Raw genomic sequence first — 22,562 nt, forward strand, 5'->3', positions numbered from 1 at the left:
AAGTTGTAGTGTAACTGTAAATTATTCAAAGATAGTTGATATTTATAAATTGTGAGGGTTAAAATGATAGGGTTAAAAAGAGGAATAGTTGTATTAGAAGAATACTCTATAGAGTGGGAGATTAATGCAAAAAAAATTATTTCTGAACTGAGAGAGATATTTGGAGATAAGGCAGTAGATATTCAGCATATTGGAAGTACAGCGATTAGAAATCTCAAAGCGAAACCTATTATTGACATTTTAGTTGGGGTAAAAGATTTTCAAGATGTTTTTAAAATTATGAAATCCTTAGAAAGTAGAGGATTTATCCATAAGAGAGCTAATGATAATAAAAATCATATGTTTTTTTCATGTGGTGACTTTAAAAATGATATTCGCACTCATCATATCCACGTGGATATTTATGGTGGAGATGAATGGAATGATTACATTAAATTTAGAAATAAGCTTAGGTCAAATAAAGATTTAAGAATGAAATATGAACAGTTAAAAATTGATCTTTGTGAGCAATTTCCCAATGATAGAGAAAACTATACTGAAATGAAAGGTGCATTTATAAGAGAAGTATTAGATACATAATATAATATTTTTAATTTGTGTCACAAGTGTAACTTTATTGTGTCACATCAGTATAAAGTGTAAAGCAAGTATTGTCCCTATAGTTTTCGTGTTGACAATATTATATAAAATAGATACACTTATGATATATTATTTAAAAGGTGGTGTCTGTTTGATAGTAATTCTGTAATGAGCATTTATTAATTTATTTAGGACAATAGTTGGATTGCCAGCATTTCTTGTTGTACCTACAATGCCTTACAGAAGATACGAAACTGACATATTTCTGATATAGATATATTACAGGTATAGTATTTGCTATACCTGTTTTCTTTTCTGTGAGGCAAATACTGTAAAATTGTATTTAAGAGAGGAAAAGGAAAATGAAATATTTAAAAAGTAAACAATATTACAGATGATTCAGCTAAGAAATTTGTTGCAAAGTTAATAGAAAATTAGAAAATGGGCATGAAGCAATGATTGAGCATAATTCTATTTCAGTTAGATTTATATGTGATAGAGGGGTAAGCCATGAGTTAGTAAGACATAGACTTGCAAGTTTTGGTCAAGAGAGTACTAGGTATTGTAATTATTCAAAAGATAAATTTGAAAATGAAATTACAGTAATAGAACCTCTGTTCTTTAGAGATAATTTAACGAAAAATTTACCAATTTTATTTATCGTAGTTACAGTTTCCTCTTAATCTTTATTTGTGTTTAATTTTACTATTTTCTTTCTGGTGTAGCTTCTCAGCATAAGTTAGCCCCATATTTAGAGCGTTAGCTATAGCAGTCTTTGATTCATCATTTAAAAGTTCTCCGTTAAGAATAAGTTTTGGCTGGGATAAGATAAGATCCACAGCTTGCTTTACATCTGTAATATTAGTATAACAGAAAAGGTTTTGTATTAAAGAGCCACTGCCTGTATTAGTTTTAGAATTTTCACTGCAGGCGAAAGGCTGAATTAATTCACTGTTATATATTTTAGAAGCCATATTTCTTTTGAAAATTGATGATAGTAACTATGAAGTTGCAGGTATAATGATCTCATATTCAGCTTTCAATCTGATAAAAAATATATTGCCCAGGTGGTAAATGCCATTGATTTTAAGCAGGTTTATAGATATTTCAGGCAGTTTCCCATAATGTTTAACTGCAGACCATTTAAAGTATGCAGTGGAAAATAATATAGTAACCTTAAATATATCAGGTACATCTGTAACTAATCCAGGAAGCATAGAAAGCGAGGCTGTAATAAGCATTTACGGCTCCGGTGATATAGTCTTTAAAATGAATGAGGATCAGATAACTCTTACAGATATAGCCAAAAAGGTCATAATAAACTCAGTTATACAGGACTGCTGTGATAATGGAGGAAGTAATTTAAATGGCAAGATGACAGGTGAATTCTTAAAACTTAAACCTGGCCAAAATATTATAGAGTGGAGTGGCAGTGCTACTAAAGTAGAGCTTTTACCAAACTGGCGGTGGTTGTAGATAAAAAATTTACTTTTATTTGAACTATTCATACTAATGAATTAAAATAAAGATATAATGGAAAACTGGGAAGGTGAACTGATGAGGCCTACAAATTATGAAGATCTAATAATGAAAAGGGCAATGGATCTTTTTGCAGAGGAAGGTTTAAAATTCTTTGGAATAAATAAAAAAGTTAAAGAACTTGGTTCAACAGAATTAGTAGTTTTAGAAACTAAAAACATGTTTATGGATTATACTTTCCTGATGGAGGATGATACTTTTATACATTTTGAATTTCAAACAACTAATAAAGGAAAAGCAGATTTAAGAAGGTTTAGAGCCTATGAAGCACTGCTTGGACATCAAACAGGAAAAGATGTGGTTACATATGTTGTTTATTCAGGTAATATAAAAAATCCAGGGAATGTTTTAGAGACAGGAATAAATGCATACAAAGTAAATTCAATATCTATGGCCCGTAAAGATGGAGATAAGATATATAATGATATCATGGCTAAAATAAAATCGGGAGTGGATATTACAAAACAAGATATAATATCTTTAACATTTACACTTATAATGGGTGGAGATATAAGTACAGTAGACAAGATAATTAATGCCATAGATGTAGTAAAAGACGTAAATAAAGACTATAAATATGACGTGGAATCAATACTATATGCTTTTGCAAATAAATTTTTAAGTGGAAAAGATTTAGAGAGAGTAAAGGAGGAATTGAGGATGACTGAACTCGGTAAAAGCTTAATAAACGAAGGAATTGAAAAAGGGAAAGAAGAGGGAAAAACTGAACTTTTAATTAAAATGTTGATGAAAAAGTTTAAAAAAATGCCTAGTGAATATAAAGAGAAAATAAAGGCACTTCCAGAAGAAACAATAGAGTTAATTGCAACGGATATATTTGAATTGAATTCAATAGAAGAGTTAGAACAATATTTCTAAAATATAAAATTAGCTTATTATGTCTATAGTAGGCTAGTTTTTTTATTGCTGTGAATTAAAATTATTGGAAGTGATAGGGTGACCTGCATCTATGATAAAAAAACTACTATTTTATGACTAGGAACATAATTACAGCTAGTACAGATATTTTGAAATTAAAGGAGATAAGAGTCAACTATAATACTGTATATAAGAGATATAGGATATACCTTAAAGGATGTCCAAATAATTCAATTTAATTCCCTCAAATTTCATGATATACTAGAATTAGTTATAATAGAATTGTAAACTAATACATCTAAATAAAATTTTATAGTGAAGGAAGGTGGATATTATAAAGAAAAACTTTATTGTAATTTATATCTTTTGCATAATTAGTATTTTTGTAGGAGTAGGCTGTAGTGATAATAAAATGGCAAATTATGAACCAACAATTAAAGATGTTGTTTTAAAGACAGGTTCTACGAAAGTAAAAGAAATTTCCTATCAGATTACGAAAGAATATCTTAATGAATATAAGAAAGATGCAGTATCAAAAAAATTTAAAAGTACAGATTATACTATAAATAACATCAAGGATATACGAGGGAATACTGACAAATTTAGTTTTTGGGTTCACTATTCTGTGAAACCATCAGAAAAACCATCCGATGAGAATTCATATTGGATGGCAGGCAATGGGGTATTAAAAGGTGACTGGGTTGTAAATAAAGGTGAATTTATAGACGTAGAGAAAGTAAACAATGAATATAAAATCACTAACATGGGAACTGGACCATAAATTAAACATTGCTCCAAATAATTAAGCCACAATTAAAGATGTTGCCAAACGTATTTTTAAGGTATTAGATATTGTAAAAAGTAGTAATGACTATTTATATTTCATGGAGGAAAACAACTAATGGAAAAATGGGATTTATTTGATGAAACAAGACAACCACTAAATAAAATTCACAATAGACAAGATAAAATGATAATTGGGGAATATCATATTGTTGTAGGTATTTGGACTATTAACAACCATAATGAAGTTTTACTAACATTGAGACATCCAGATAAGAAAGAATATCCAAATTTTTGGGAGAATACTTGTGGATCTACTTTAGTAGGAGAAACCAGTAAGGCAGGAGCAATTAGAGAATTGTTTGAAGAGACAGGAATAATGGCCAATGAAGATGAGTTACTCTTTCTTGGTACAAAAAAAGAAGAAACAGCATTTGTTGATACTTACATAATTAGAAAAGATATTAAAATATCTGAACTAACAATGCAAGAAGGTGAAACAGTAAAAGCACAATGGGTAACACTGGACAAATTAGATGAAATGATAAAATTAGGAATTATTGCATTGCCAGTTGCAGAAAGATTAGCACCTTTGAGAAAGATTTTTGAAGATTTTTTATTTGCCAAATAAGAAAAATGGCCGTTAATTACTTTATAATTCTCAGAACTTGTAAATTAAATAGGGGGAAACCATTTTCAATATGGCTATTTATTTCTATGGCTCAATTATTGCTGGAGTGTTGCTTTATATAGACTTAGTATATGAAAATGAATTTTGGATCTCTATAGTGTGAATGACACAGGTACATTGGCTAGGAAAGATAACAAGCTTCATTATGAAGGTAATTCTAACCACACGTTAACAGTAATTTTTATCGATTGCTTTCACTTATGCCACAACCTTCATTGGAAGTATCACAAGTGTAACTTAACATGGCTTAAAATAGACTGAATTTAAGGAGAAATAGATGATTATGATTATTATGGTTACAATTATAATTTCTTTTTTATGTGGTTCAATTCCAACAGGATATTTAATTGCTAAAAAATTTAAAGGAATTGATATAAGAACTAAAGGTAGTGGAAATATAGGTTCAACAAATGTAAAAAGAATTGTTGGAACTAAATTATCTATCATCACCCAGGTAATAGATGCTTTAAAGGGTAGTATTCCTATAATTTTAGGAATGTATTTGGCGAGGATTATGAAATTACCAATATCAACAGATATTTATCTTTCCATCATTGCCATATCAACAATTTTAGGACATGATTATACTCCGTTTCTTAGTTTTAAGGGTGGTAAAGGTGTAAATACAACACTTGGAACATTTATTTTATTGGCACCTATTCCTACGCTAATAGGAATTGCATTTTACTTTATATTACGTTTATTTACCAATATAGTTTCTATTAGGTCAATTGTAACAGGTTTATCAATACCCATTATGTGTGTTCTTATGAAAGTACCTGTCTCAATAGTAATGACTTCTACAATAGCCTCTATTTTAATAGTATTTAGGCATAAAGAAAATTTAATAAGGCTTATACATAATGAAGAAAATTGAAATAATATCTAAAATATTTTATGACGGATTATTCGTAACTTACGTCACAAGAGTAAAAAAACGCCAACCAAGTAAAATAGAAATGTTATAGATCAAAAATCTAAAAGGTGGGGGCAAAATGAATGCATTTTTGACAGTAATACCACTAGTACTTATCAGATATGGGGTTTTAAGTATAATAGACAAAGGATCACTTAAACGTGCAGGTTTCTTTGCTCCATTAATCGGAAGAGAAAAAGTAGCATTCTGGATTTATCAAATTACAACCGTCCTTATTTTACTATACCTATTATTACTCAAAATCAGAACCGACTCTGACTGGTCTTACATAGGTCTAGTAATATATAGTTTAGGAATTATTTTATATGCTATATCTGTAGTAAATTATGCTAAGCCTAAAATGAATGGAATAAATTTAAACGGATTATACCGAATATCCCGCAATCCTATGTACATTGCATATTTTATTTATTTTTTAGGGTGTGTGTTCCTAACACATTCGTTGATATTACTTGCATTATTAATCGGTTTTCAAGTATCAGAACACTGGATTATCCTTTCAGAAGAAAGATGGTGCATTAAGAAATTCGGAGAAGAATATATAAAATACATGAATAAAGTGAGACGTTATATTTAGACAGGTATACTATAACTCTATTATTCAAGTGATGATTTGTGTTCTTATTATATTATATTCACCAAGGAGAATACTTGCAATGTCATAAATTTCAAATTATGTTTATTAACTTTAACATAGCGATAATTAGACAATAGTAAATTTTTGTGAAGATGATAATTATTAAAACTATAAGGGGAACAAAAATGATAAATTTATTTAAAGAGTTTTGCTCAATAGAAGATTTTTTTTATGATGGTGCATTTATTGCTAAAGTAAAATATCAATGTTTTCAGCCGAAAATAAATGAAAAAACTTATAGAACTGAAGTTGTAAAAAATAATAGAAGGCTTTGTATACTCAACTGTAGTGGGTATATTGAAAATAAAACTGCAGAAATATTAACAGTATATTTAATGTTAAATGCAAAAATTAAAGAACCTATTGAAACAGAAAATATTAAAGATGTTGGAAGTTTGTGGTATGATTTCTCCAAAAAAGAAATTATAGATTTTAGTCATCTAACAGGAGATACAAATTCTATTCATCTTACAGAAAATCCTGTTGTACAAGGATTGTTTATTTTGAAAAAGCTTTGTGATACAACTCAAGCTAACAAAATAGAGATAAAATATACTTACCCAATTTATGGAGGTAATCCAGTCTATATCAAACATGAAAAAAATATTATCAAAGGCTTTAGTAAAAATATATTATGCTTTAAGGCAACTCTCTAACAAAAAGCATGTATATTTCATGTTTGAATGAAAGGAGAGCGATGTTTTCATGAAACCATACATTTCTCAACCTAAAGGTAGTATGAGTTGTGGTGCATATTCAATTGCTTATTATTTATGGGAAACCAATAAAGCTCAATGTGTAAATGATAGAATTTTTATTGCTAATATTTATAAAAAGATACAAGTTGGTTCAAATAATATGGGTATTCCTGAAGCTTATTCAAATCCAGAAAAAATATCTAAGGAATTAAGTGATAATTGGCATTCATATTCCTATGCATGTATATTATCCAACAGTCCACTTATGCCACTTGCAAAGGGATTTAACATATCTGGTGTAAATATAAATGTTTTTGATAAAGTTAAGTCAGGTGCTAATAAATATGCAATTATTTTGTGTAGTTTGGAAAATTCCACTCAAGCATTACATTACATACTCATCAAATATGAGAATAATACATTCAAAATGTTAAATTCATCAGCTATCTATGGTAATGGTATTGATAATGTGGTCTGGGAAAATTTCATTATCGAACCTAATGACAAGCTTACATTAGAGAGAAATTCTCCATATCAATATACAGGAGCAGGAATTCTTATAGAGTAGTTTTTTGTAGACAAGGAAAGTGAAAACGAAATTTTTTTAAAGTTAATGAGTTTATTTAGGAAATTATCTATCAGTCACATTTTTGTTAACTTGCGTCACAAGTGTAACTTAACATGGATTAAAATAGACTAAATTTAAGGAGAAATAGATGATTGTTGTAGTTATGACCTGTACTTTTATGTAAAAATTACCGATGAAATTGAAGATATAAACATTGTTCTCTGAAAGTTGAATAATACAGTGTTGAAAAACTCATATATTTCCCGTGTAGTTATAAAAGTATGGTATGATTTTCATGATAGTTAAGTTACAGTAATAAGATATTGCCACTTAAAGGTTATACAAATAAAGGGAGTAGTTATATGGATAATGAGCCTTCAGTTAAAAATACTGCGAAGTTACTTGGCATTGTTTCCTTGCGAGTGGCCATAAAAATATTGATGCAGAGCGAGTTACTTTAAACTAGCTCTCTTTAGCATATATAAAATGACTTGATTACTATATATTACTTTACACTATATAGTAATATATGATATATATGACATAAGGAAGTGATGCTTATTGGAAATAAATAAAGAAATGATAAAAGGATACATAGAAAGTATAATATTATCTTTACTTAGAAGTAATGATTTATATGGTTATGAAATTTCAAAAAAAATTAGGAACATGAGTAAAGAAAAATTTGAAATTAAGGAAGGGACTTTATATGTGGTGTTAAAAAGATTAGAAAAGAATGAATTAGTTCATTCTTATTGGGGTGATACAGAAAGTAATGGGGGAAGAAGGAGGTATTATAAAATAACTGATAAAGGTATAGAGTATCTTAGTAAAAAGAAAGGTGAGTGGATATTTTTTAAGAATATTATTGATATTTTTTTTAAGGAGGTATAAGTATGGATAAATTAGAAAGATATATTAACTCAGTTTGTAAAAACTTAAAAGGTAGAAATGAAGAAATTACCGTAGTAAGACAAGAAATGAAGAATCATTTATTACAATCTATAGAAGAACTAAAAAAGCAGGGAAAATCCCAAGATGAAAGCATTGATATTGCTATAAATAGATTTGGACAAGTGGATATATTAAAGAAACAACTTAAGCAAGTCTATACTATTGAAAAAAGCTTCTCAAGAAAAATTAATAATATGGCATTTATATTATTAATTATAGGTGTGATGTTTTTAATATTTCAAAATTTTATTAAATATAATTCAAGTTATATAGATACAAAAATTTTATATGATGTACAAAATATAATAAAAAGTAATAATGATGTATCCAGCGGTAAACTAGAGACTTTATTCAAAGAAAATAATAATAAATTTAAATTTTACAATAAGGAATTAAAATATATAGCAGTATTCAAATATCCCAAAAATTATAATGGAAATATGGATATAGCTTCTTTTAAGGATGCAAAAAATATATATCCAAGCTATGCTCAGCTTAGTAATGATTTAAAGAGAATAGGATATATATCAAATGCTTCGTCAGGTAAGGAATATTTAACTACTAATAATAAGTGGTATATTTCTGTTCATTACATCACGCCAAGAATTCAATGGCTGCAATATGGAATCAATAATATTTTAAGTATCTTTATAACTATATGTATAGTATCAAGTATTGTTTTATTTATGATTTCCTCTTTCATGAATATTTATCATAAAAGGAAAGTTGAATTTATATCATAATTGTGATGGAGGAAGGCGAGGAAGGCGTAAATACTATAAAATCACTGAACAAGATATTAATTATTCAAAAAGCAAGGAGGATGAATGGCTGGTTGTTCCATAATATCTGCTATTGTTTGGATTTTTTTAAAAGTTAATATCAATATAAAATGAGATATTCATGAGATAAATATGTTTCAAAATATTCCCAACTACACGACTAAAGGCCCATATCTAACGGTATAGGCTTTTTTATATTCAGAATTTCAGAGAGGAGGAAAATCATGCTTTATAAACTAAGTTTATCCTAACAAAAGAGGAGCAAGCTGGCTTATGTAAGAGTATAGGGGAGCATATAAATATTATTTGTATTGGCCTTGCTTAACCAAGAGAAGCAGGGCTTTAATTAATGAAGAAAGTTTCCTGTAAGTTAACTTATTTCATTAAAATCAACTATAAATCCATCGACAGGAGTTGGCTTAATACATAAAATATCATTAGAGGTGATAGATATGAAAGAGCTAAATATAAGTAAATGTATTATTCGAAAAAGGAAAGAGAAGGGGATAACGCAGGAACAGTTGGCAGATTACATCGGGGTTTCTAAAGCATCCGTTTCCAAGTGGGAATCAGGATTAAGTTATCCTGATATTTTACTTCTTCCTGAACTTGCAACTTATTTTAATGTTTCAGTGGATGAATTATTGGGATATTCTCCACAACTTACAAAGGAAGACATTAAAAAAATTTATAATAGACTTTCACATGAATTTGCTACGAAACCATTTGACGAAGTAATGGAGCAGTGTAACAAAATGATAAGGAAATACTATTCTTGTTTTCCGTTTTTATTGTCTATGATTCAATTATTATTAAACTATTTGCCTTCAGCAAAAAATGAGGAAATAAAAAAAGAAGTTCTTCATCAATGCATACTGCTGAGTTGGAGAGTAAAAGATGAATCAGAGAATATTTCTAACATAAAAAGTGCAAATACTATGGAGGCATTGGCAGAGATGATGCAGGGAAATAACAAAGAAGTTATTCGATTATTAGATGATAAGTTAACTCCGTATAGTGGAGACGATGTTATGCTGATTAATGCATATCAAATGCTGGGGGAAATTGATCAAGCAAAGGTCGTGAATCAAATATTACTATACCAAAATATCATAAATACATTAACACTTTTAACCAACTATCTTTCCATGCACATGATGGAAGCAGTTTTATTTGAGCAGATATATTCTCAGGGGATTCAGATTATTAACTCTTTTCAGATGAAAGAGATTTTGACAAATGCAGTTTTTGGAATTCATATTGTTGCTGCACAGGGGTATTTGATTCAGCAGAAGAAAGAAAAGGCAATAGATGCATTGAAACAATATGTAGATATTGTTTGTGGATATCAATATCCATTGAGATTAAAAGGAAATGGATATTTTACTCAGGTAGATAAATGGATTGAGGATAATATTTGTATTGGAACAAACAGTCTGTTAGATGAGATAACAATTAAGAAAAATTTTATTAAGATGCTTACTGAAAATCCTGCATTTACGCAGTTAAGAGAAGATGAACAGTACAATATGCTTATTAAAAAATTGAAAGGAAAGTTAGGTGAAAAATAATGATTAATACTTTTTTTAAGTATTTACCAGTTTTGCTACCACTAATTATTCTGCAATTAATTTTAATGATTACGGCATTAGTTCATATTTTAAGACATTCTACAGTACGCAGAGGAAATAAACCTCTTTGGATTATTATCATTGTTTGTGTAAATATCATTGGCCCGATTTTATATTTTCTACTTGGAAGGAATGATGAATAGTGGATATACTTACAATTTCCAATTTGCATAAAGGCTTCGGTACACATCAGATATTGAAGGGGGTGAACTTAAGTGTACCACAAGGTTCTATATATGGTTTTATTGGTAAGAATGGTGCAGGCAAAACAACAACGATGAAGATTGCATTAGCTTTATTAAAAGCGGATTCTGGTGAGATACAGATATGTAATAAAAAAGTTAGATTCGGGTCTTCAGAAACAAACCAGTATATTGGTTATTTGCCGGATGTTCCAGAATTTTATAATTTTATGACTGCCCAAGAATATTTAAAACTTTGTGCTGAAATTACAGGAATGTCAGCTGATTTCATTAAAAAAAAGAGTGAAGATTTATTAGACATCGTGGGGTTAACGGATGTAAAAAAAAGAATAGGAAGTTTTTCAAGAGGTATGAAGCAGCGTCTTGGGATTGCTCAGGCATTGTTAAATGATCCTAAACTATTGATTTGTGATGAGCCCACTTCAGCTTTAGATCCTATTGGGAGAAAAGAAATATTAGATATTTTATCCAAAGTGAAAAAACATACAACAGTAATTTTTTCAACCCATATATTAAATGATGTAGAGACAATCTGTGATCATATTGGAATCTTAAATAATGGCCAAATTGTTTTAGCAGGTAATTTGAATGACATAAAACATAGATATCAAGAGAATACAGTGGTGATGCTGCTTTCTTCAAATAATGATTTAAATGTCTTGTTGAAGTCTGAGGAAATAATGAAATTGGACAAGAAAATTCAGTTTAAAGAAACCTCTATTTATATAAAAACAACTCAAGTACATGAAATCATGAAATGGATAATGAAAGTTCTGGTTAAATTATCAATTAAGCCATTAAAACTTGAAATTATAGAACCTCGTCTTGAAGATATATTTATGGAGGTGGTTAAATGAGGTCATATATTGCATTTATCAAAAAAGAATGGATTGACTATCTAAGAAACTATAAAATATTAATCATGATAATAGTATTTGCAATTTTAGGAATTATTAGTCCACTTAGTGCTAAGTTTATGCCGGAGATTATTAGAGAATTCATGCCTGCTGGTATATCTATTCAATTAACAGAACCTTCTAATATAGATTCATGGACTCAATTTTTTAAAAATGTATCTCAAATGGGTACTATTGTAGCTATTATTATTTTTAGCGGAATGATGTCTCATCAATATGAGAAGGGAACGTTGGTCAATCTGATCACGAAAGGATTATCACGTAAGACGGTTGTTGCAGCCAAATACACAGTAGTGGTTTTAATTTGGACAATAAGTTATTGGATATGTTTTTTTATTGCTTCAATATACACAAGATACTATTTCCCAGAAGGAAAAACTACAGGCTTATTTTTGGCTGTCTTTAGCTTTTACCTTTTTGGTATTATGTTACTTTCAATAGTTATGCTGGGTTCCATAAGTTTTAAAAATACCTATGCTTCTTTACTTTTTACAGTTGGTTTTACATTAATACTTTTCATCATTAATATGTTCCCTAAAGCAATAAAATGGAATCCTTTGCAATTGGCAAACAGTAATTTGAAAATGTTGCAAGGCATGCTTACATTTTATGACATAAAATATTCGTTTTTTATAATGATATCTATTATTCTATGTGCATTAGGGCTGTCTATAAGAATTTTTAATAAAAAAATCTTGTAGAAGATTATGAGCATAATCTTCATTCGCAGCTATTTCCTAGTTTTCTTATTTCGTTTATTAATAAAAGTATAAACTACTGTAGAAGGTGAATGGCCTTCTATTATTTTTTGCAGTAATTGTCGATAATTCCTATACGAAAGATTTATATATTTCATGGGAATTGGAGGAATGAATCAATTTCTGTTGAAACTATTTATATTAAGAGTTTTTATATTATATGGGTTATATGAGAGTGATAAATTTCAATATATCTAATGTTTATAATTGGAAGCTGAAATTTAAAAATGGTTTCAATTAGAAAGTGTCATAAGTATAATTCCATGACCCATATGAAAGAGGTAAAACAACTCCATAAATGGCAAATTTGAAAGGAAAATAAACGTGGATAATTCCTTTTCTGGAAGAGAATATAACTGTTTTAAAAATGCTTGGCTGTACTTTTGTGAAGAGCCACTAAAGAAAAAAAGAATTTATATAGTCAATATAAGATGCTGGACCAGAGTATATTTTGAAGGTAATGTTATTATCCTATATAATGTAATAAGAAGAAAAATGTGTTTCATTTACAATAAGATTGTTTATATATTTAGGAGGTGGGGGAAATATCAAATGATAAATGGTTATAATTTGGATATTTATGCACAATTTAAAGCATTAGAAAACATTATTATGTCAAATGAAATTATTAATATAGCAATTGAACGAGCCAGACGGCTAGACATAGGCAGTTATTATATAGGTGCTGGTTGTATTGCACAAACAGTTTGGAATTATCTTTCCGATTGTCCACTAAAATTCAGTTTGTTCTTCTACAGCAATTGGTAGAATTTCAAAGTCAGCAGTTGGAGGAGCAGAGCCATCATAGCGTGAAACATTATATTCATTGCAATGTAAAAGGACATCCATTTTTGATGAAAAATCTTTAGCAGATGACGAACAAATTGAGTTGGAGGAGAAAAGAATGGAATTAGAAATAATATCAGTTTATGAAGATTTGGATGACTATATTTTGGAAATGGAAAAAGATGATGCAGATTATGAGGTGTTATGGGATAAGTATGCCATTCAGCCTTATTGGGAGAAAATTAGTCAATGGGCACCGTTTGATACATCTGCTCGAAAGCCAAAACCAATAAAGGATATAGGCAAATTGAAACAGCAGATCAAGTTAATGAAAGAAATAAATCTTAGTACAATTAAAAATGAGTTTAGGAAGGCAGTGAATGCACTTCCCAATTATGATGATGATACGATAGTAATAGCAATTTATCCATTGGATGATGAAAATACTATAGTTAAAGAGCATCAAAATGGTGTACAAGGAATTAATGTATTTGGTAATATTTTAATTGAGATTAATTCTTTTGCTGAAAATTATTTGGAGTGGATTCCATATATATTTGCTCATGAATATCATCATAGTGTGTGGGGAAATTATTGGCATGTGATTCATGGAGGATGTACTGGAAGCTTGATAGAAACGATGTTAATAGATGGAGAAGCAGATACATTTGCTAGAAGCCTCAACCCTACATTAAATCCAAGATGGATTTATCAAATATCTAAAGAACAAGAAAAAGAATTGTGGAATAATTATTATTATAAATTGTTATATGAGACCAGTTTTGATTATAAAAAATATATGTTTGGTGATGATGAAGCAGGAATACCTTGGTGTGCAGGATATTTTTTTGGATATAAAATTATTGACAATTTTAGGAAAATTTATCCACAAATCAGTATTAAAGATATGATTGAAATGAATTCAGAGAAAATTTTTATTATGAGTAATTATTAATATTGATAAAAAATAATAAATTTATATTTTTTAACTTGAATCACACATGTAAATGAAATAAATTGATATTTTGACTTGTTAAGTTATTTGCTATATAATCCAGAAGTTCCTATTGTTTATCTGGTTTTAAATCAGTAAAACAATCTGCATTCTTTTCAGACATAAGGCATTTAGTCAAATCCAGGTGCCTTTTGCATGTATTGTAAATATTTATTTAATATATGCGAAATAATATCATAACAATTATTAATTATAATAATAACTATAAAATAATAGGCCAAATAATGTTACAGACCCCAATTGTGCAAAAGGTTATATCTCTTATGGCATATATGTAGAAATAAGTACCAAATATATTGTTGGTGCTTATTTTTAGTTTGAAATAGAAAGAAGAATTTATTAAAGGATAAATATATAAGGTTTATAAAAATTTTACCTAATGGTATAATATTTCTAAATAGTTAGATTACAATGGTGATTTTTTGTAATACAATTATTAAATTTTAAAGTTTTGAAAGGAGGTGCTTTTTAGTGGATAAAAATAAAATTTTGAGTATAGTTCTCCTATGTTTAGGTGGTATGTTTGTTATATTAGGAAGTGAATTGAGTAACAAAGTCACAACTATTTATTCAACCATATCATATGGTATTTCATCTGCAATATTTATTATTTGGGCAACTCTTTTTGTTGGTAAAAATAAAAGATTAAAAATTAATTCACGTAATTAATTATGAACTATGTTTAAGATTGTTATTAGCTTGAATGGATATTATTGGAATTAGAAAACATCATTATCTAAATTACTAGCGGACAAAATTTTTGATCTTATTAGGGGTAAAAAGAGTAGCTGACATGTACTGCAAAGTGAATAGAATTAATTGGTATAGTAGGAGCTAATCTAAAAGGTTATAGTGAACCCTTGTATAAAATGGTATAAGTTAGGGTTATTGCTTGTTACGGAATAGTAAGATATGACGACTTAACTATAGTTAGGATTAGTTTATATATTATGAAGAAAAAGAACTGTCCCCATTGATTCCCTTTAACAAACAAAGGGTGTCAAAGATACTAACTTAAATATGAGAAAAATATGTCTTGGCAATGAGGTGCATTACATTTATTTATAAATGATACTATTAAAAATCTAGGGAAGTGGGGCGCATTATGCCAAAAAATGATAATATGCTAGCAATTCTATGGATGCTGAATTCAGGTACAAAAATAACTGCAAAGCAAATATCCGAAAGGTTAGAAATAAACATAAGGTCAGTTTATCGTTATATGGATGCATTGTGTGTTAGTGGAGTGCCAATAATATCGGAGCCTGGTCATAACGGCGGATATAGTTTGCTTAACAATTTTATCCGAACACCCCTGTTTTTTGATCTTGAAGAGAAAAAATCACTTTTGCATGCTGCCACTTTTGCAATGGAAGCAGGATATCCTTTTATGGAAGCACTAAATAGTGCAACATCAAAGTTAAAGATGTTCTCGAATCAAGAACAAGAAAAAGTTCTCAATCGTCATTTAGTCGGATTTGAAGTAGTGAGCCGTATTTGTGATCCAGCTGTCAAACCTATATTAATGGAAATTGAGCAAGCTGTTGCTAATGAATGCTCTATGGAAATTGAATACTGTGCAGGTTATGAAGGGCATCCTAAGCATAGGGTTGTTGACCCCTATGGGATTCTTTACTGGAACGATAAATGGTATGCTATTGCATTTTGCCATCTTAGGAATGAAATTCGCAGCTTTAGGGTAGATAGAATAGTAAATATTATAAGCACTAAAAATACGTTTAAGCGTCCTGAAGCTTTTTCGGCACGTGAGTTTTTTACAAAAAACTTATTATCGAATGTGGAAAGCAAAGTAGGACTTTGCACTTTAGTAATTGAGGGCAAGTCAGAAGCATTGAACGACCTTTGTTCACATTGGTTTTTAGGATATCATCTGATAGAACGAACTGAATGCAGAGCTAATTTTTTAATGGATGAAAATTCAATCCATACCTATGTTCCTCATATTCTACTTCAATATGGTAAATCAATAAAGGTGCTTGAACCAAATAGTTTTAAAGATGCTATGGCAGCAATTCTTAGAGATTTGATGGCCCATTATCTTCACTGACTGAATTTGTCAGTGAAGATAATATATAATAGATCGAGATGGAGTTGAGACCATCCTGTAACAAATAGCAACAATAAAATGAATGTGGAGGAATAGAAAATGAAGAATACAGTATATCTTTATGTATTTGATACAATGGCAGACTGGGAAATAGGTTATTTAATCGCTGAAATCAATTCAGGAAGGTACTACAAAAAGGGATTAATGCCGCTAAAAGTAGTAACTGTAGGAATTACCAAGACCCCTATTACTACAATGGGAGGTCTGAAAATATTGCCAGAAATTGAACTTAAGGAGTGTAGTGTTAAAGATACTGCTGCTTTGATTCTACCTGGTGGGAATACATGGACAGAAGCAATTCATGCTCCCATTATAAGAATGGCTGAAAAATATTTAGAGAAAGGTATTGTTGTAGGGGCAATTTGTGGTGCTACAATAGGACTTGCTATGGGGGGAGTATTAGATCAACGAGACCATACAAGCAATTACCTGGGGTATCTTAAAATGGTCTGTCCAAACTATGATGGAGAGATGTATTATAAGCAGGAATGTGTAGTAACTGATGGAAGTTTGATTACTGCTTCTGGAATAGCTCCTCTTGAATTTGCTTTGCATATATTGAAAATTCTAGATGTATTCTTACCGCAAACCCTAGATTCCTGGTACAATCTTTATAAAACCCAAGAGTCAAAATATTTCTTTGAGTTGATGAACTCAATTCAATAAAATGGCTTAAAGTGGGTAAGATAGCTACTTTTCACCACCTTTTACTTTAGCGTGGGTTTTGTCGGCAATGCCGGCTACACCCCTCCAAGGAATCAAGAGTATCTCATTGTTTATGATTATAATACTTCGATAATCAGCTATGGTGCCGAAGGAAGAATCCATTGCCGCGAAAATAGGGTCATGGTGATTAATGGTATGGATATTTTCATTATCAGATGTGAAGCAAATCATGAATTGGTGGTAAATGAATAAAATAGCTTTTAAGATTAGAAATGGTTGCATTCCCATATAAATATTGGTGTAATAACATAACAAATATGTTATAGTTTTTACATTAATAAAGTCAAAATAGAGGAATAGAACCAAATAATTAATAAAATTACCATGATATAAAATATTTATTAATTATCCTAATTAAATAATAAAAGCTATATGAGGTGATTATGTGGGGGTTAACGGTAATAAAATTTTTTATAATATTTTAATTACTATGAGTTCATATGAATAATCTTATATTATATGTTTCGGTATTTATATTTTGGTATCCACTTGTAATGAGCATAGTTTGGATTATTGGTGGAATTTTATTTTATTATAGAAGAGAGAAAAAAACTGTAGGACCTCTAAATGAAACTCCTATGGTATCTATCTTAATACCATGTTATAACGAAGAAGATACAATAGAAAATACAGTAGAACGCCTTAATAATCTAAATTATCCTAACTATGAAATTATAACTATTAATGATGGGAGCAGGGATAAGACAGCACTAATATTAGACAACCTATCAAGGAAATATGAAAAGCTGAGAGTTATTCAGCTTAAAACTAATGCAGGAAAGGCAAATGCATTGTACTTAGGATTACTTGCATCAAAGGGAGAGTTTTTAATGGGATTGGATGCAGATGCTTATCTTGATGCAGATGCTCTAAATTATATGATACCTCATTTTATAACGCCCCATTATGGAGAAAGAGTTGGTGCTACCACTGGAAATCCAAGGGTACTCAATCGTAATTCGTTACTAGCAAAGATTCAGTTGTGTGAATTTTCAAGTATTGTTAGTATGATTAAACGAACACAAAGGTTGTTAGGTAAAGTAATGACTATTTCAGGTGTTGTTGTAATGTTTAGAAAGAGAGCATTAATAGATTGTGGATTATGGGATAGAGACTTAGTTACAGAAGATATAGGAGTAACGTGGAAACTTCAGAAACGTTTTTGGGATATTCGATATGAGCCTCGGGCTATTTGTTGGATGTTAGTACCTGAAACAATTGTTGGTTTGTGGAAACAAAGAGTAAGGTGGGCTCAAGGGGGCCTTGAGGTTATGCTGCGTCATTGGGATATATTTTTAGATTGGAGATATAGACGTTTGATACCTGTGTATATGGAACAAGTACTCAGCATATTTTGGGCAATAGCATGGAGTATATTATTTATAATAATTATAATACAGGTTATTATAGGAAAACAGCCCTTCTTTCCTATGTTTTGGGAAGGACAATATTTAGCTCTATTATGCTTAGTACAATTTATTGTGGCAATGACTTTAGATAAACGATATGATGAAAATTTGCTGAAATACTATTTATGGGCTATTTGGTATCCAACTTTTTATTGGTATTTGAATATTTTGGTTCTATTAAGAGCCATACCTAAAGTATTATTCAGAGATAAAGGAAAAAAGTTTGCAATATGGGATAGTCCTGATAGGGGGATTTGAATATGAATATTAATGATGTAGTGAAGGTGCGAGCTATTAAAATATTGGAAAAATTGATAACTACAATTGGATGGATTTTTATGCTAGGATATGTATTTCAAATCCTAGCATCTGTAATGCTCTGGTCATTCAACTTATCTAATTTTTATCATAAGTTGTTTGTTTTATATAACATTAAAACAACACTTCGTATTTTAATAACTACAATAGTTATTGCACTATGTGTTTTTATAGTAATGTATTCTTGGGGAAGGTATAATTATAAAAGATATGCCCATTTAAAGAGAAGAAAGTTTCCTCAAAATGTAACTAACCATGAAATTGCACTTTATTTTAATTTGCCAATTTCACTTGTAGAAAAGATGAAGAATGATAAGGTTGTTGTTTTAGAAAAAACTATAGTTTAACTTATGTAAAATCCCGTATTATCATAGTTTTTGATATTTTACGGGATCTTTTACATGGTAATCCTAACATTTTATGCTACAATACAAAATTATTTTGGTGTAGCTTTTTTCTAAAGCAATCCATTAAATAATCTAATTTATAGACAAGTTAAAACATAGATTGATTAAGTTACCTCATGCTTTAATTTTAATTATCATTATTTTTTGCCAGTAAATATTAATAAAAAAGCGAGAATAAGGGAGGCTACAAATGTTAATATAAATGTTAAAGCAGCGCTTTTCATCCAAGTTTTTCCTAAAATTTTTTGTTTATACTGATATCCTATTGTAGGTAAAGCACTTAGCATAACTATAGCAAGTAAATCCCATGATGATTCGTGGAATCTTAGGCTTCTATACACAACATCAAAAAGTATTGCAATTCCAATGAATTTATATCCAAATCTGTAACTGATATTTTCAATAAAAGTTGTTCTTTCATCTTTTTCTATTTTTTTATTAATCATTACTTTTAACCTCCTCAAAATAAAATAATTCTTCAAATTTTTTATCAAGTGCTTTGGAGAGTATTAATGCCAATTTTGCACTAGGACAATACTGACCTGTTTCAATAGAACTAATTGTTTGTCGGGTTACACCTGAAAGTACAGCAAGTTGTTCCTGTGATAGTCTTTTTTCAGCACGAGCAACTTTTAATCGGTTCTTTAGTTGTATATTTTTATTCAAACTATCACCTCCATTAATTAAATAGTACTATATGAGAATAGTTATGTCAAGTATACTTTGCAAGTTGATAAGTATACTTGTAATTTAATAGTTAATTATTTTCTCATAAACTGAATAGTAAAACGAGATGCAACTTTGTAAAACCAAATGCAATATTTGTAATCAACAACTGAATATTTGTAAACGAAATGCAGTTTTTGCACTCGGAAAACCAGCGAGGAAAATGAGAATATAGTTGGATTTATGTCTGCTGAAAGAGGAGCTGCTAATAGGATAAAACATAGTGCTTACATAGTTATAGGTATACTAAAGGATTACAGGGGACAAGAAATCGGGACAAAATTATTTGAAAGATTGGAGAAATGGGCATCAGAGAACGCTATTATACGGTTGGAATTAATAGTAATGACTCATAATGAAAGTGCTATAGGATTATATAAAAAAATGGGATTTAAAATAGAAGGATTGAAAGAAAAGTCGTTAATAGTTGATGAGAATTATGTTGATGAATATTATATGGGGAAAATTCTTAAATAAGTAGGTGTTGTAATGAAAAATAAATTATGGCAATATAATTCAATTTAGCTCCCTCGAATTTCATGATATACTAGAATTAGTTATGGTGGAATTGTAAATTACTATGCCTTATCTTAAATGTTTTAGGGGGAAAAATGGATAATAAAATAGAGATAATTATAAAGCAATTTGTACAGCACTATTTAAAAATAAAAGATGTTCAAACCAAATGGGAAGAACCTTTAGTAGCATATGCAGATGCAATGGACGAGATGTTTTATAAACTTAAAGATGTGGTAAGTTCTTCTCATGCAATGCCTAAAGATTTTTTATCTGAAGCAAAAACAGTAGTATCATATTTTATACCTTTTAATGAAGACATTGTTAAAAGCAATATAGAAGGGAAAGAATGCTCTAAAATTTGGGCAATAGCTTATATAGAAACCAATAAACTAATAGTGGATTTAAATACTTTTATTACAAATGAATTACAAAAATCAGGGTATAAATCAAGTAGTATACCACCAACATATAATTTTGATGATAAAAAATTAATTACTGATTGGTCTCAAAGACACGTTGCTTTTATTGCAGGATTAGGTAAATTTGGATTAAATAATATGCTAATTACTGATAAAGGATGCTGTGGGCGAATTGGAAGTTTTGTAACTGAACTAAAGCTAGAGCCTACTAAAAGACAAAATAAAGATAATTGTTTATATAAACATATGAATATATGCAAAAAATGTGTAGATAGGTGTGTAAATAATGCTTTAAAAGTTGATTATTTTGATAGGCACAAATGTTATGAAATGTGTCTATATAACGATAAATTTCATTCAGATGTTGATTTCACTGATATTTGTGGTAAATGCTTGGTTAATGTTCCCTGTTCAGGAGTGAATCCAGTAAAACTATTGTAAATGAAATTTTTCTTAAGTTGTGCCGAAACAATAAACTATTATGCGCTAAACATAAGGTGAGTTGGGAGGTTTATTATGTTAACGAGGAAGAAAGTTATACCGTTTGTCTCATTAGTTTTGCTAATAGGAGTACTATTTTTAATAATTGGCACGCCAGGATACCAGTCTATAAGAATAAAGAACAGGGATTTTGTAAGTTTAGAAAATAAACTAAAAGAAGTGGTTAACACAAACACCAAAATAGATATAAAAGAATTATCAGACTTTGTTTGGGATGAATGCTATGTATTTAATCCTTACTATCCACCAGAAGCAATTTATAAAAAGGTAGGAACAGAGTGGACAACAGCAAGAACATATATTGGATATCTTCTGTTCCATAATATGGAAAATAAAACTGTAAATGATGAACAATTTATAATAGTATTTAAAAAAAGCAATAAAGTTATTTTGTCAGCGAAATATAGTTTAAACCAACTACCTGTTATTTTCAAACTGGATAATTATAAGTTTACAAGCGATAACTCTAAATTTATAGTATCAGTTGCGAAGCAGTATGATGAAGGAAAAATCAAAGAGTTAAGTCTTAAAAAATAAATTATACAAAATTCGCAACTTTTTTATTAGATGACAAAAAGCCCATATCTAACGGTATAGGCTTCTTTTATATTCAAAATTTTGGAGATGAGGAAACACTTATGCTTTATAAACAAAGTTTATCCTACATCAAAGATTTAATAAAAGGAACTAGAATAGAAATTCTAAAGGAAAAATTAATATTACCTTTTACAGGCACAGCTACAGTAAAACTTTATGCTGCCTTAACAGTAAGAAATACCTATGAAGCTAAAAGTGAAAATAGAATATCTGCTGTATTTGGTAAGATGGCTTACCTTGACGGATTTTATTATCCCATCTTGGATAACATGCAGGAAAATATGCTGGGTGATATATATACAACTTATCTATTCAGGGTAATGGTTTTAACTGGAGATATTGCAGAGGACCCTCATGATTACTTTACTTGGGGAAGCTCATAGGTTATGCAGATGGCTGGTATACTTACAGCGGCAGTGATGTACTAACTGGTTCGCAGGGGTAAAGGGTGTATA

General features: G+C 29.5%; 29 protein-coding genes and 1 pseudogene. 27 read left to right on the forward strand and 3 right to left on the reverse strand.

The window, feature by feature from the left end:
- The first annotated feature begins 63 nt into the window (after window positions 1–63).
- Together ACJDU8_RS11895 and ACJDU8_RS11900 are read left to right on the forward strand one after the other, a co-directional pair.
- Window positions 64–579, forward strand: a complete 516-nt coding sequence (locus ACJDU8_RS11895; RefSeq protein ID WP_406792369.1) for a GrpB family protein — start codon at window positions 64–66, stop codon at window positions 577–579.
- 410 nt (window positions 580–989) lie between these two features.
- Complete coding sequence (locus tag ACJDU8_RS11900; RefSeq protein ID WP_406792421.1) at window positions 990–1,262, forward strand: FAD-dependent thymidylate synthase; 273 nt, start codon at window positions 990–992, stop codon at window positions 1,260–1,262.
- Window positions 1,263–1,265: 3 nt separating this feature from the next.
- On the opposite strand, the gene ACJDU8_RS11905 is transcribed toward ACJDU8_RS11900, so the two are convergent.
- The gene (locus tag ACJDU8_RS11905; protein WP_406792370.1) at window positions 1,266–1,553 is read right to left on the reverse strand and encodes a hypothetical protein; all 288 of its coding nucleotides are present in this window, start codon (window positions 1,551–1,553) and stop codon (window positions 1,266–1,268) included.
- A 181-nt stretch (window positions 1,554–1,734) separates the two neighbouring features.
- On the opposite strand from ACJDU8_RS11905, the gene ACJDU8_RS11910 reads away from it, so the two are divergent.
- From ACJDU8_RS11910 to pgaD, 21 genes are all read left to right on the forward strand, one after another.
- Window positions 1,735–2,055 carry a hypothetical protein gene (locus ACJDU8_RS11910; protein ID WP_406792371.1) on the forward strand — a complete coding sequence of 107 codons (321 nt, stop codon included), beginning with the start codon at window positions 1,735–1,737 and terminating at the stop codon, window positions 2,053–2,055.
- Between the two features lie 81 nt (window positions 2,056–2,136).
- Entirely contained in the window at window positions 2,137–2,997 is an 861-nt protein-coding gene (locus tag ACJDU8_RS11915; protein ID WP_406792372.1) for a DUF4351 domain-containing protein, read from the forward strand.
- A 325-nt stretch (window positions 2,998–3,322) separates the two neighbouring features.
- Window positions 3,323–3,778 carry a hypothetical protein gene (locus tag ACJDU8_RS11920; protein WP_406792373.1) on the forward strand — a complete coding sequence of 152 codons (456 nt, stop codon included), beginning with the start codon at window positions 3,323–3,325 and terminating at the stop codon, window positions 3,776–3,778.
- A gap of 120 nt (window positions 3,779–3,898) precedes the next feature.
- On the forward strand, window positions 3,899–4,411 hold the full coding sequence (locus ACJDU8_RS11925; protein WP_406792374.1) for an NUDIX hydrolase: 513 nt from the start codon (window positions 3,899–3,901) through the stop codon (window positions 4,409–4,411).
- A 340-nt stretch (window positions 4,412–4,751) separates the two neighbouring features.
- Window positions 4,752–5,348 carry a glycerol-3-phosphate 1-O-acyltransferase PlsY gene (gene plsY / locus ACJDU8_RS11930; protein ID WP_406792422.1) on the forward strand — a complete coding sequence of 199 codons (597 nt, stop codon included), beginning with the start codon at window positions 4,752–4,754 and terminating at the stop codon, window positions 5,346–5,348.
- Window positions 5,349–5,466: 118 nt separating this feature from the next.
- Window positions 5,467–5,985, forward strand: coding sequence for a methyltransferase family protein (locus ACJDU8_RS11935; RefSeq protein ID WP_406792375.1), 519 nt, complete (start codon window positions 5,467–5,469; stop codon window positions 5,983–5,985).
- A gap of 185 nt (window positions 5,986–6,170) precedes the next feature.
- Window positions 6,171–6,701: a hotdog family protein gene (locus ACJDU8_RS11940; protein ID WP_406792376.1), complete on the forward strand. Its 531-nt coding sequence runs from the start codon at window positions 6,171–6,173 to the stop codon at window positions 6,699–6,701.
- A 49-nt stretch (window positions 6,702–6,750) separates the two neighbouring features.
- The gene (locus ACJDU8_RS11945; protein ID WP_406792377.1) at window positions 6,751–7,311 is read left to right on the forward strand and encodes a hypothetical protein; all 561 of its coding nucleotides are present in this window, start codon (window positions 6,751–6,753) and stop codon (window positions 7,309–7,311) included.
- A 561-nt stretch (window positions 7,312–7,872) separates the two neighbouring features.
- Window positions 7,873–8,205: a PadR family transcriptional regulator gene (locus ACJDU8_RS11950; RefSeq protein ID WP_406792378.1), complete on the forward strand. Its 333-nt coding sequence runs from the start codon at window positions 7,873–7,875 to the stop codon at window positions 8,203–8,205.
- Window positions 8,206–8,207: 2 nt separating this feature from the next.
- Window positions 8,208–9,008 (forward strand): permease prefix domain 1-containing protein, encoded by an 801-nt coding sequence (locus ACJDU8_RS11955; RefSeq protein ID WP_406792379.1) that lies wholly within the window; start codon window positions 8,208–8,210, stop codon window positions 9,006–9,008.
- 491 nt (window positions 9,009–9,499) lie between these two features.
- Window positions 9,500–10,618: a helix-turn-helix domain-containing protein gene (locus ACJDU8_RS11960; protein WP_406792380.1), complete on the forward strand. Its 1,119-nt coding sequence runs from the start codon at window positions 9,500–9,502 to the stop codon at window positions 10,616–10,618.
- Between the two features lie 65 nt (window positions 10,619–10,683).
- The gene (locus tag ACJDU8_RS11965) at window positions 10,684–10,821 is read left to right on the forward strand and encodes a PLDc N-terminal domain-containing protein (protein WP_406792423.1); all 138 of its coding nucleotides are present in this window, start codon (window positions 10,684–10,686) and stop codon (window positions 10,819–10,821) included.
- Entirely contained in the window at window positions 10,821–11,738 is a 918-nt protein-coding gene (locus ACJDU8_RS11970; protein ID WP_406792381.1) for an ABC transporter ATP-binding protein, read from the forward strand. Before ACJDU8_RS11965 ends, ACJDU8_RS11970 begins: the two co-directional genes overlap by 1 nt.
- On the forward strand, window positions 11,735–12,499 hold the full coding sequence (locus ACJDU8_RS11975; protein ID WP_406792382.1) for an ABC transporter permease: 765 nt from the start codon (window positions 11,735–11,737) through the stop codon (window positions 12,497–12,499). The genes ACJDU8_RS11970 and ACJDU8_RS11975 overlap by 4 nt, the downstream gene beginning before the upstream one ends.
- 609 nt (window positions 12,500–13,108) lie before the next feature.
- Window positions 13,109–13,324: a nucleotidyltransferase family protein gene (locus ACJDU8_RS11980; RefSeq protein ID WP_406792383.1), complete on the forward strand. Its 216-nt coding sequence runs from the start codon at window positions 13,109–13,111 to the stop codon at window positions 13,322–13,324.
- A gap of 136 nt (window positions 13,325–13,460) precedes the next feature.
- Window positions 13,461–14,297: a DUF2268 domain-containing putative Zn-dependent protease gene (locus tag ACJDU8_RS11985; protein ID WP_406792384.1), complete on the forward strand. Its 837-nt coding sequence runs from the start codon at window positions 13,461–13,463 to the stop codon at window positions 14,295–14,297.
- 531 nt (window positions 14,298–14,828) lie between these two features.
- Complete coding sequence (locus tag ACJDU8_RS11990; RefSeq protein ID WP_406792385.1) at window positions 14,829–15,026, forward strand: hypothetical protein; 198 nt, start codon at window positions 14,829–14,831, stop codon at window positions 15,024–15,026.
- 436 nt (window positions 15,027–15,462) lie between these two features.
- Complete coding sequence (locus tag ACJDU8_RS11995) at window positions 15,463–16,425, forward strand: helix-turn-helix transcriptional regulator (protein WP_406792424.1); 963 nt, start codon at window positions 15,463–15,465, stop codon at window positions 16,423–16,425.
- Between the two features lie 99 nt (window positions 16,426–16,524).
- A complete protein-coding gene (locus ACJDU8_RS12000) occupies window positions 16,525–17,151 on the forward strand; it encodes a type 1 glutamine amidotransferase family protein (RefSeq protein ID WP_406792386.1) in 627 nt (208 codons plus the stop codon).
- A 500-nt stretch (window positions 17,152–17,651) separates the two neighbouring features.
- Window positions 17,652–18,878: a poly-beta-1,6-N-acetyl-D-glucosamine synthase gene (pgaC, locus tag ACJDU8_RS12005; RefSeq protein WP_406792387.1), complete on the forward strand. Its 1,227-nt coding sequence runs from the start codon at window positions 17,652–17,654 to the stop codon at window positions 18,876–18,878.
- Window positions 18,879–18,880: 2 nt separating this feature from the next.
- Window positions 18,881–19,285 carry a poly-beta-1,6-N-acetyl-D-glucosamine biosynthesis protein PgaD gene (gene pgaD / locus ACJDU8_RS12010; protein WP_406792388.1) on the forward strand — a complete coding sequence of 135 codons (405 nt, stop codon included), beginning with the start codon at window positions 18,881–18,883 and terminating at the stop codon, window positions 19,283–19,285.
- Window positions 19,286–19,482: 197 nt separating this feature from the next.
- Here pgaD and ACJDU8_RS12015 read toward each other — a convergent pair whose 3' ends face one another.
- Together ACJDU8_RS12015 and ACJDU8_RS12020 are read right to left on the reverse strand one after the other, a co-directional pair.
- On the reverse strand, window positions 19,483–19,791 hold the full coding sequence (locus ACJDU8_RS12015; protein WP_406792389.1) for a hypothetical protein: 309 nt from the start codon (window positions 19,789–19,791) through the stop codon (window positions 19,483–19,485).
- Window positions 19,784–20,011, reverse strand: a complete 228-nt coding sequence (locus ACJDU8_RS12020) for a helix-turn-helix transcriptional regulator (protein WP_406792390.1) — start codon at window positions 20,009–20,011, stop codon at window positions 19,784–19,786. The genes ACJDU8_RS12015 and ACJDU8_RS12020 overlap by 8 nt, the downstream gene beginning before the upstream one ends.
- A gap of 228 nt (window positions 20,012–20,239) precedes the next feature.
- Between ACJDU8_RS12020 and ACJDU8_RS12025 the strand changes: the two are divergent.
- From ACJDU8_RS12025 to ACJDU8_RS12040, 4 genes and pseudogenes are all read left to right on the forward strand, one after another.
- Window positions 20,240–20,548: pseudogene (locus tag ACJDU8_RS12025) on the forward strand (N-acetyltransferase family protein); the annotation flags it as partial.
- Window positions 20,549–20,682: 134 nt separating this feature from the next.
- A complete protein-coding gene (locus tag ACJDU8_RS12030; protein WP_406792391.1) occupies window positions 20,683–21,450 on the forward strand; it encodes an epoxyqueuosine reductase in 768 nt (255 codons plus the stop codon).
- 75 nt (window positions 21,451–21,525) lie between these two features.
- Entirely contained in the window at window positions 21,526–22,047 is a 522-nt protein-coding gene (locus ACJDU8_RS12035) for a hypothetical protein (RefSeq protein WP_406792392.1), read from the forward strand.
- Window positions 22,048–22,148: 101 nt separating this feature from the next.
- Window positions 22,149–22,490: a hypothetical protein gene (locus ACJDU8_RS12040; protein WP_406792393.1), complete on the forward strand. Its 342-nt coding sequence runs from the start codon at window positions 22,149–22,151 to the stop codon at window positions 22,488–22,490.
- Window positions 22,491–22,562: the final 72 nt, after the last annotated feature.

This window comes from Candidatus Clostridium eludens (genome assembly GCF_045310515.1).
Lineage (GTDB): Bacteria > Bacillota > Clostridia > Clostridiales > Clostridiaceae > Clostridium_B > Clostridium_B eludens.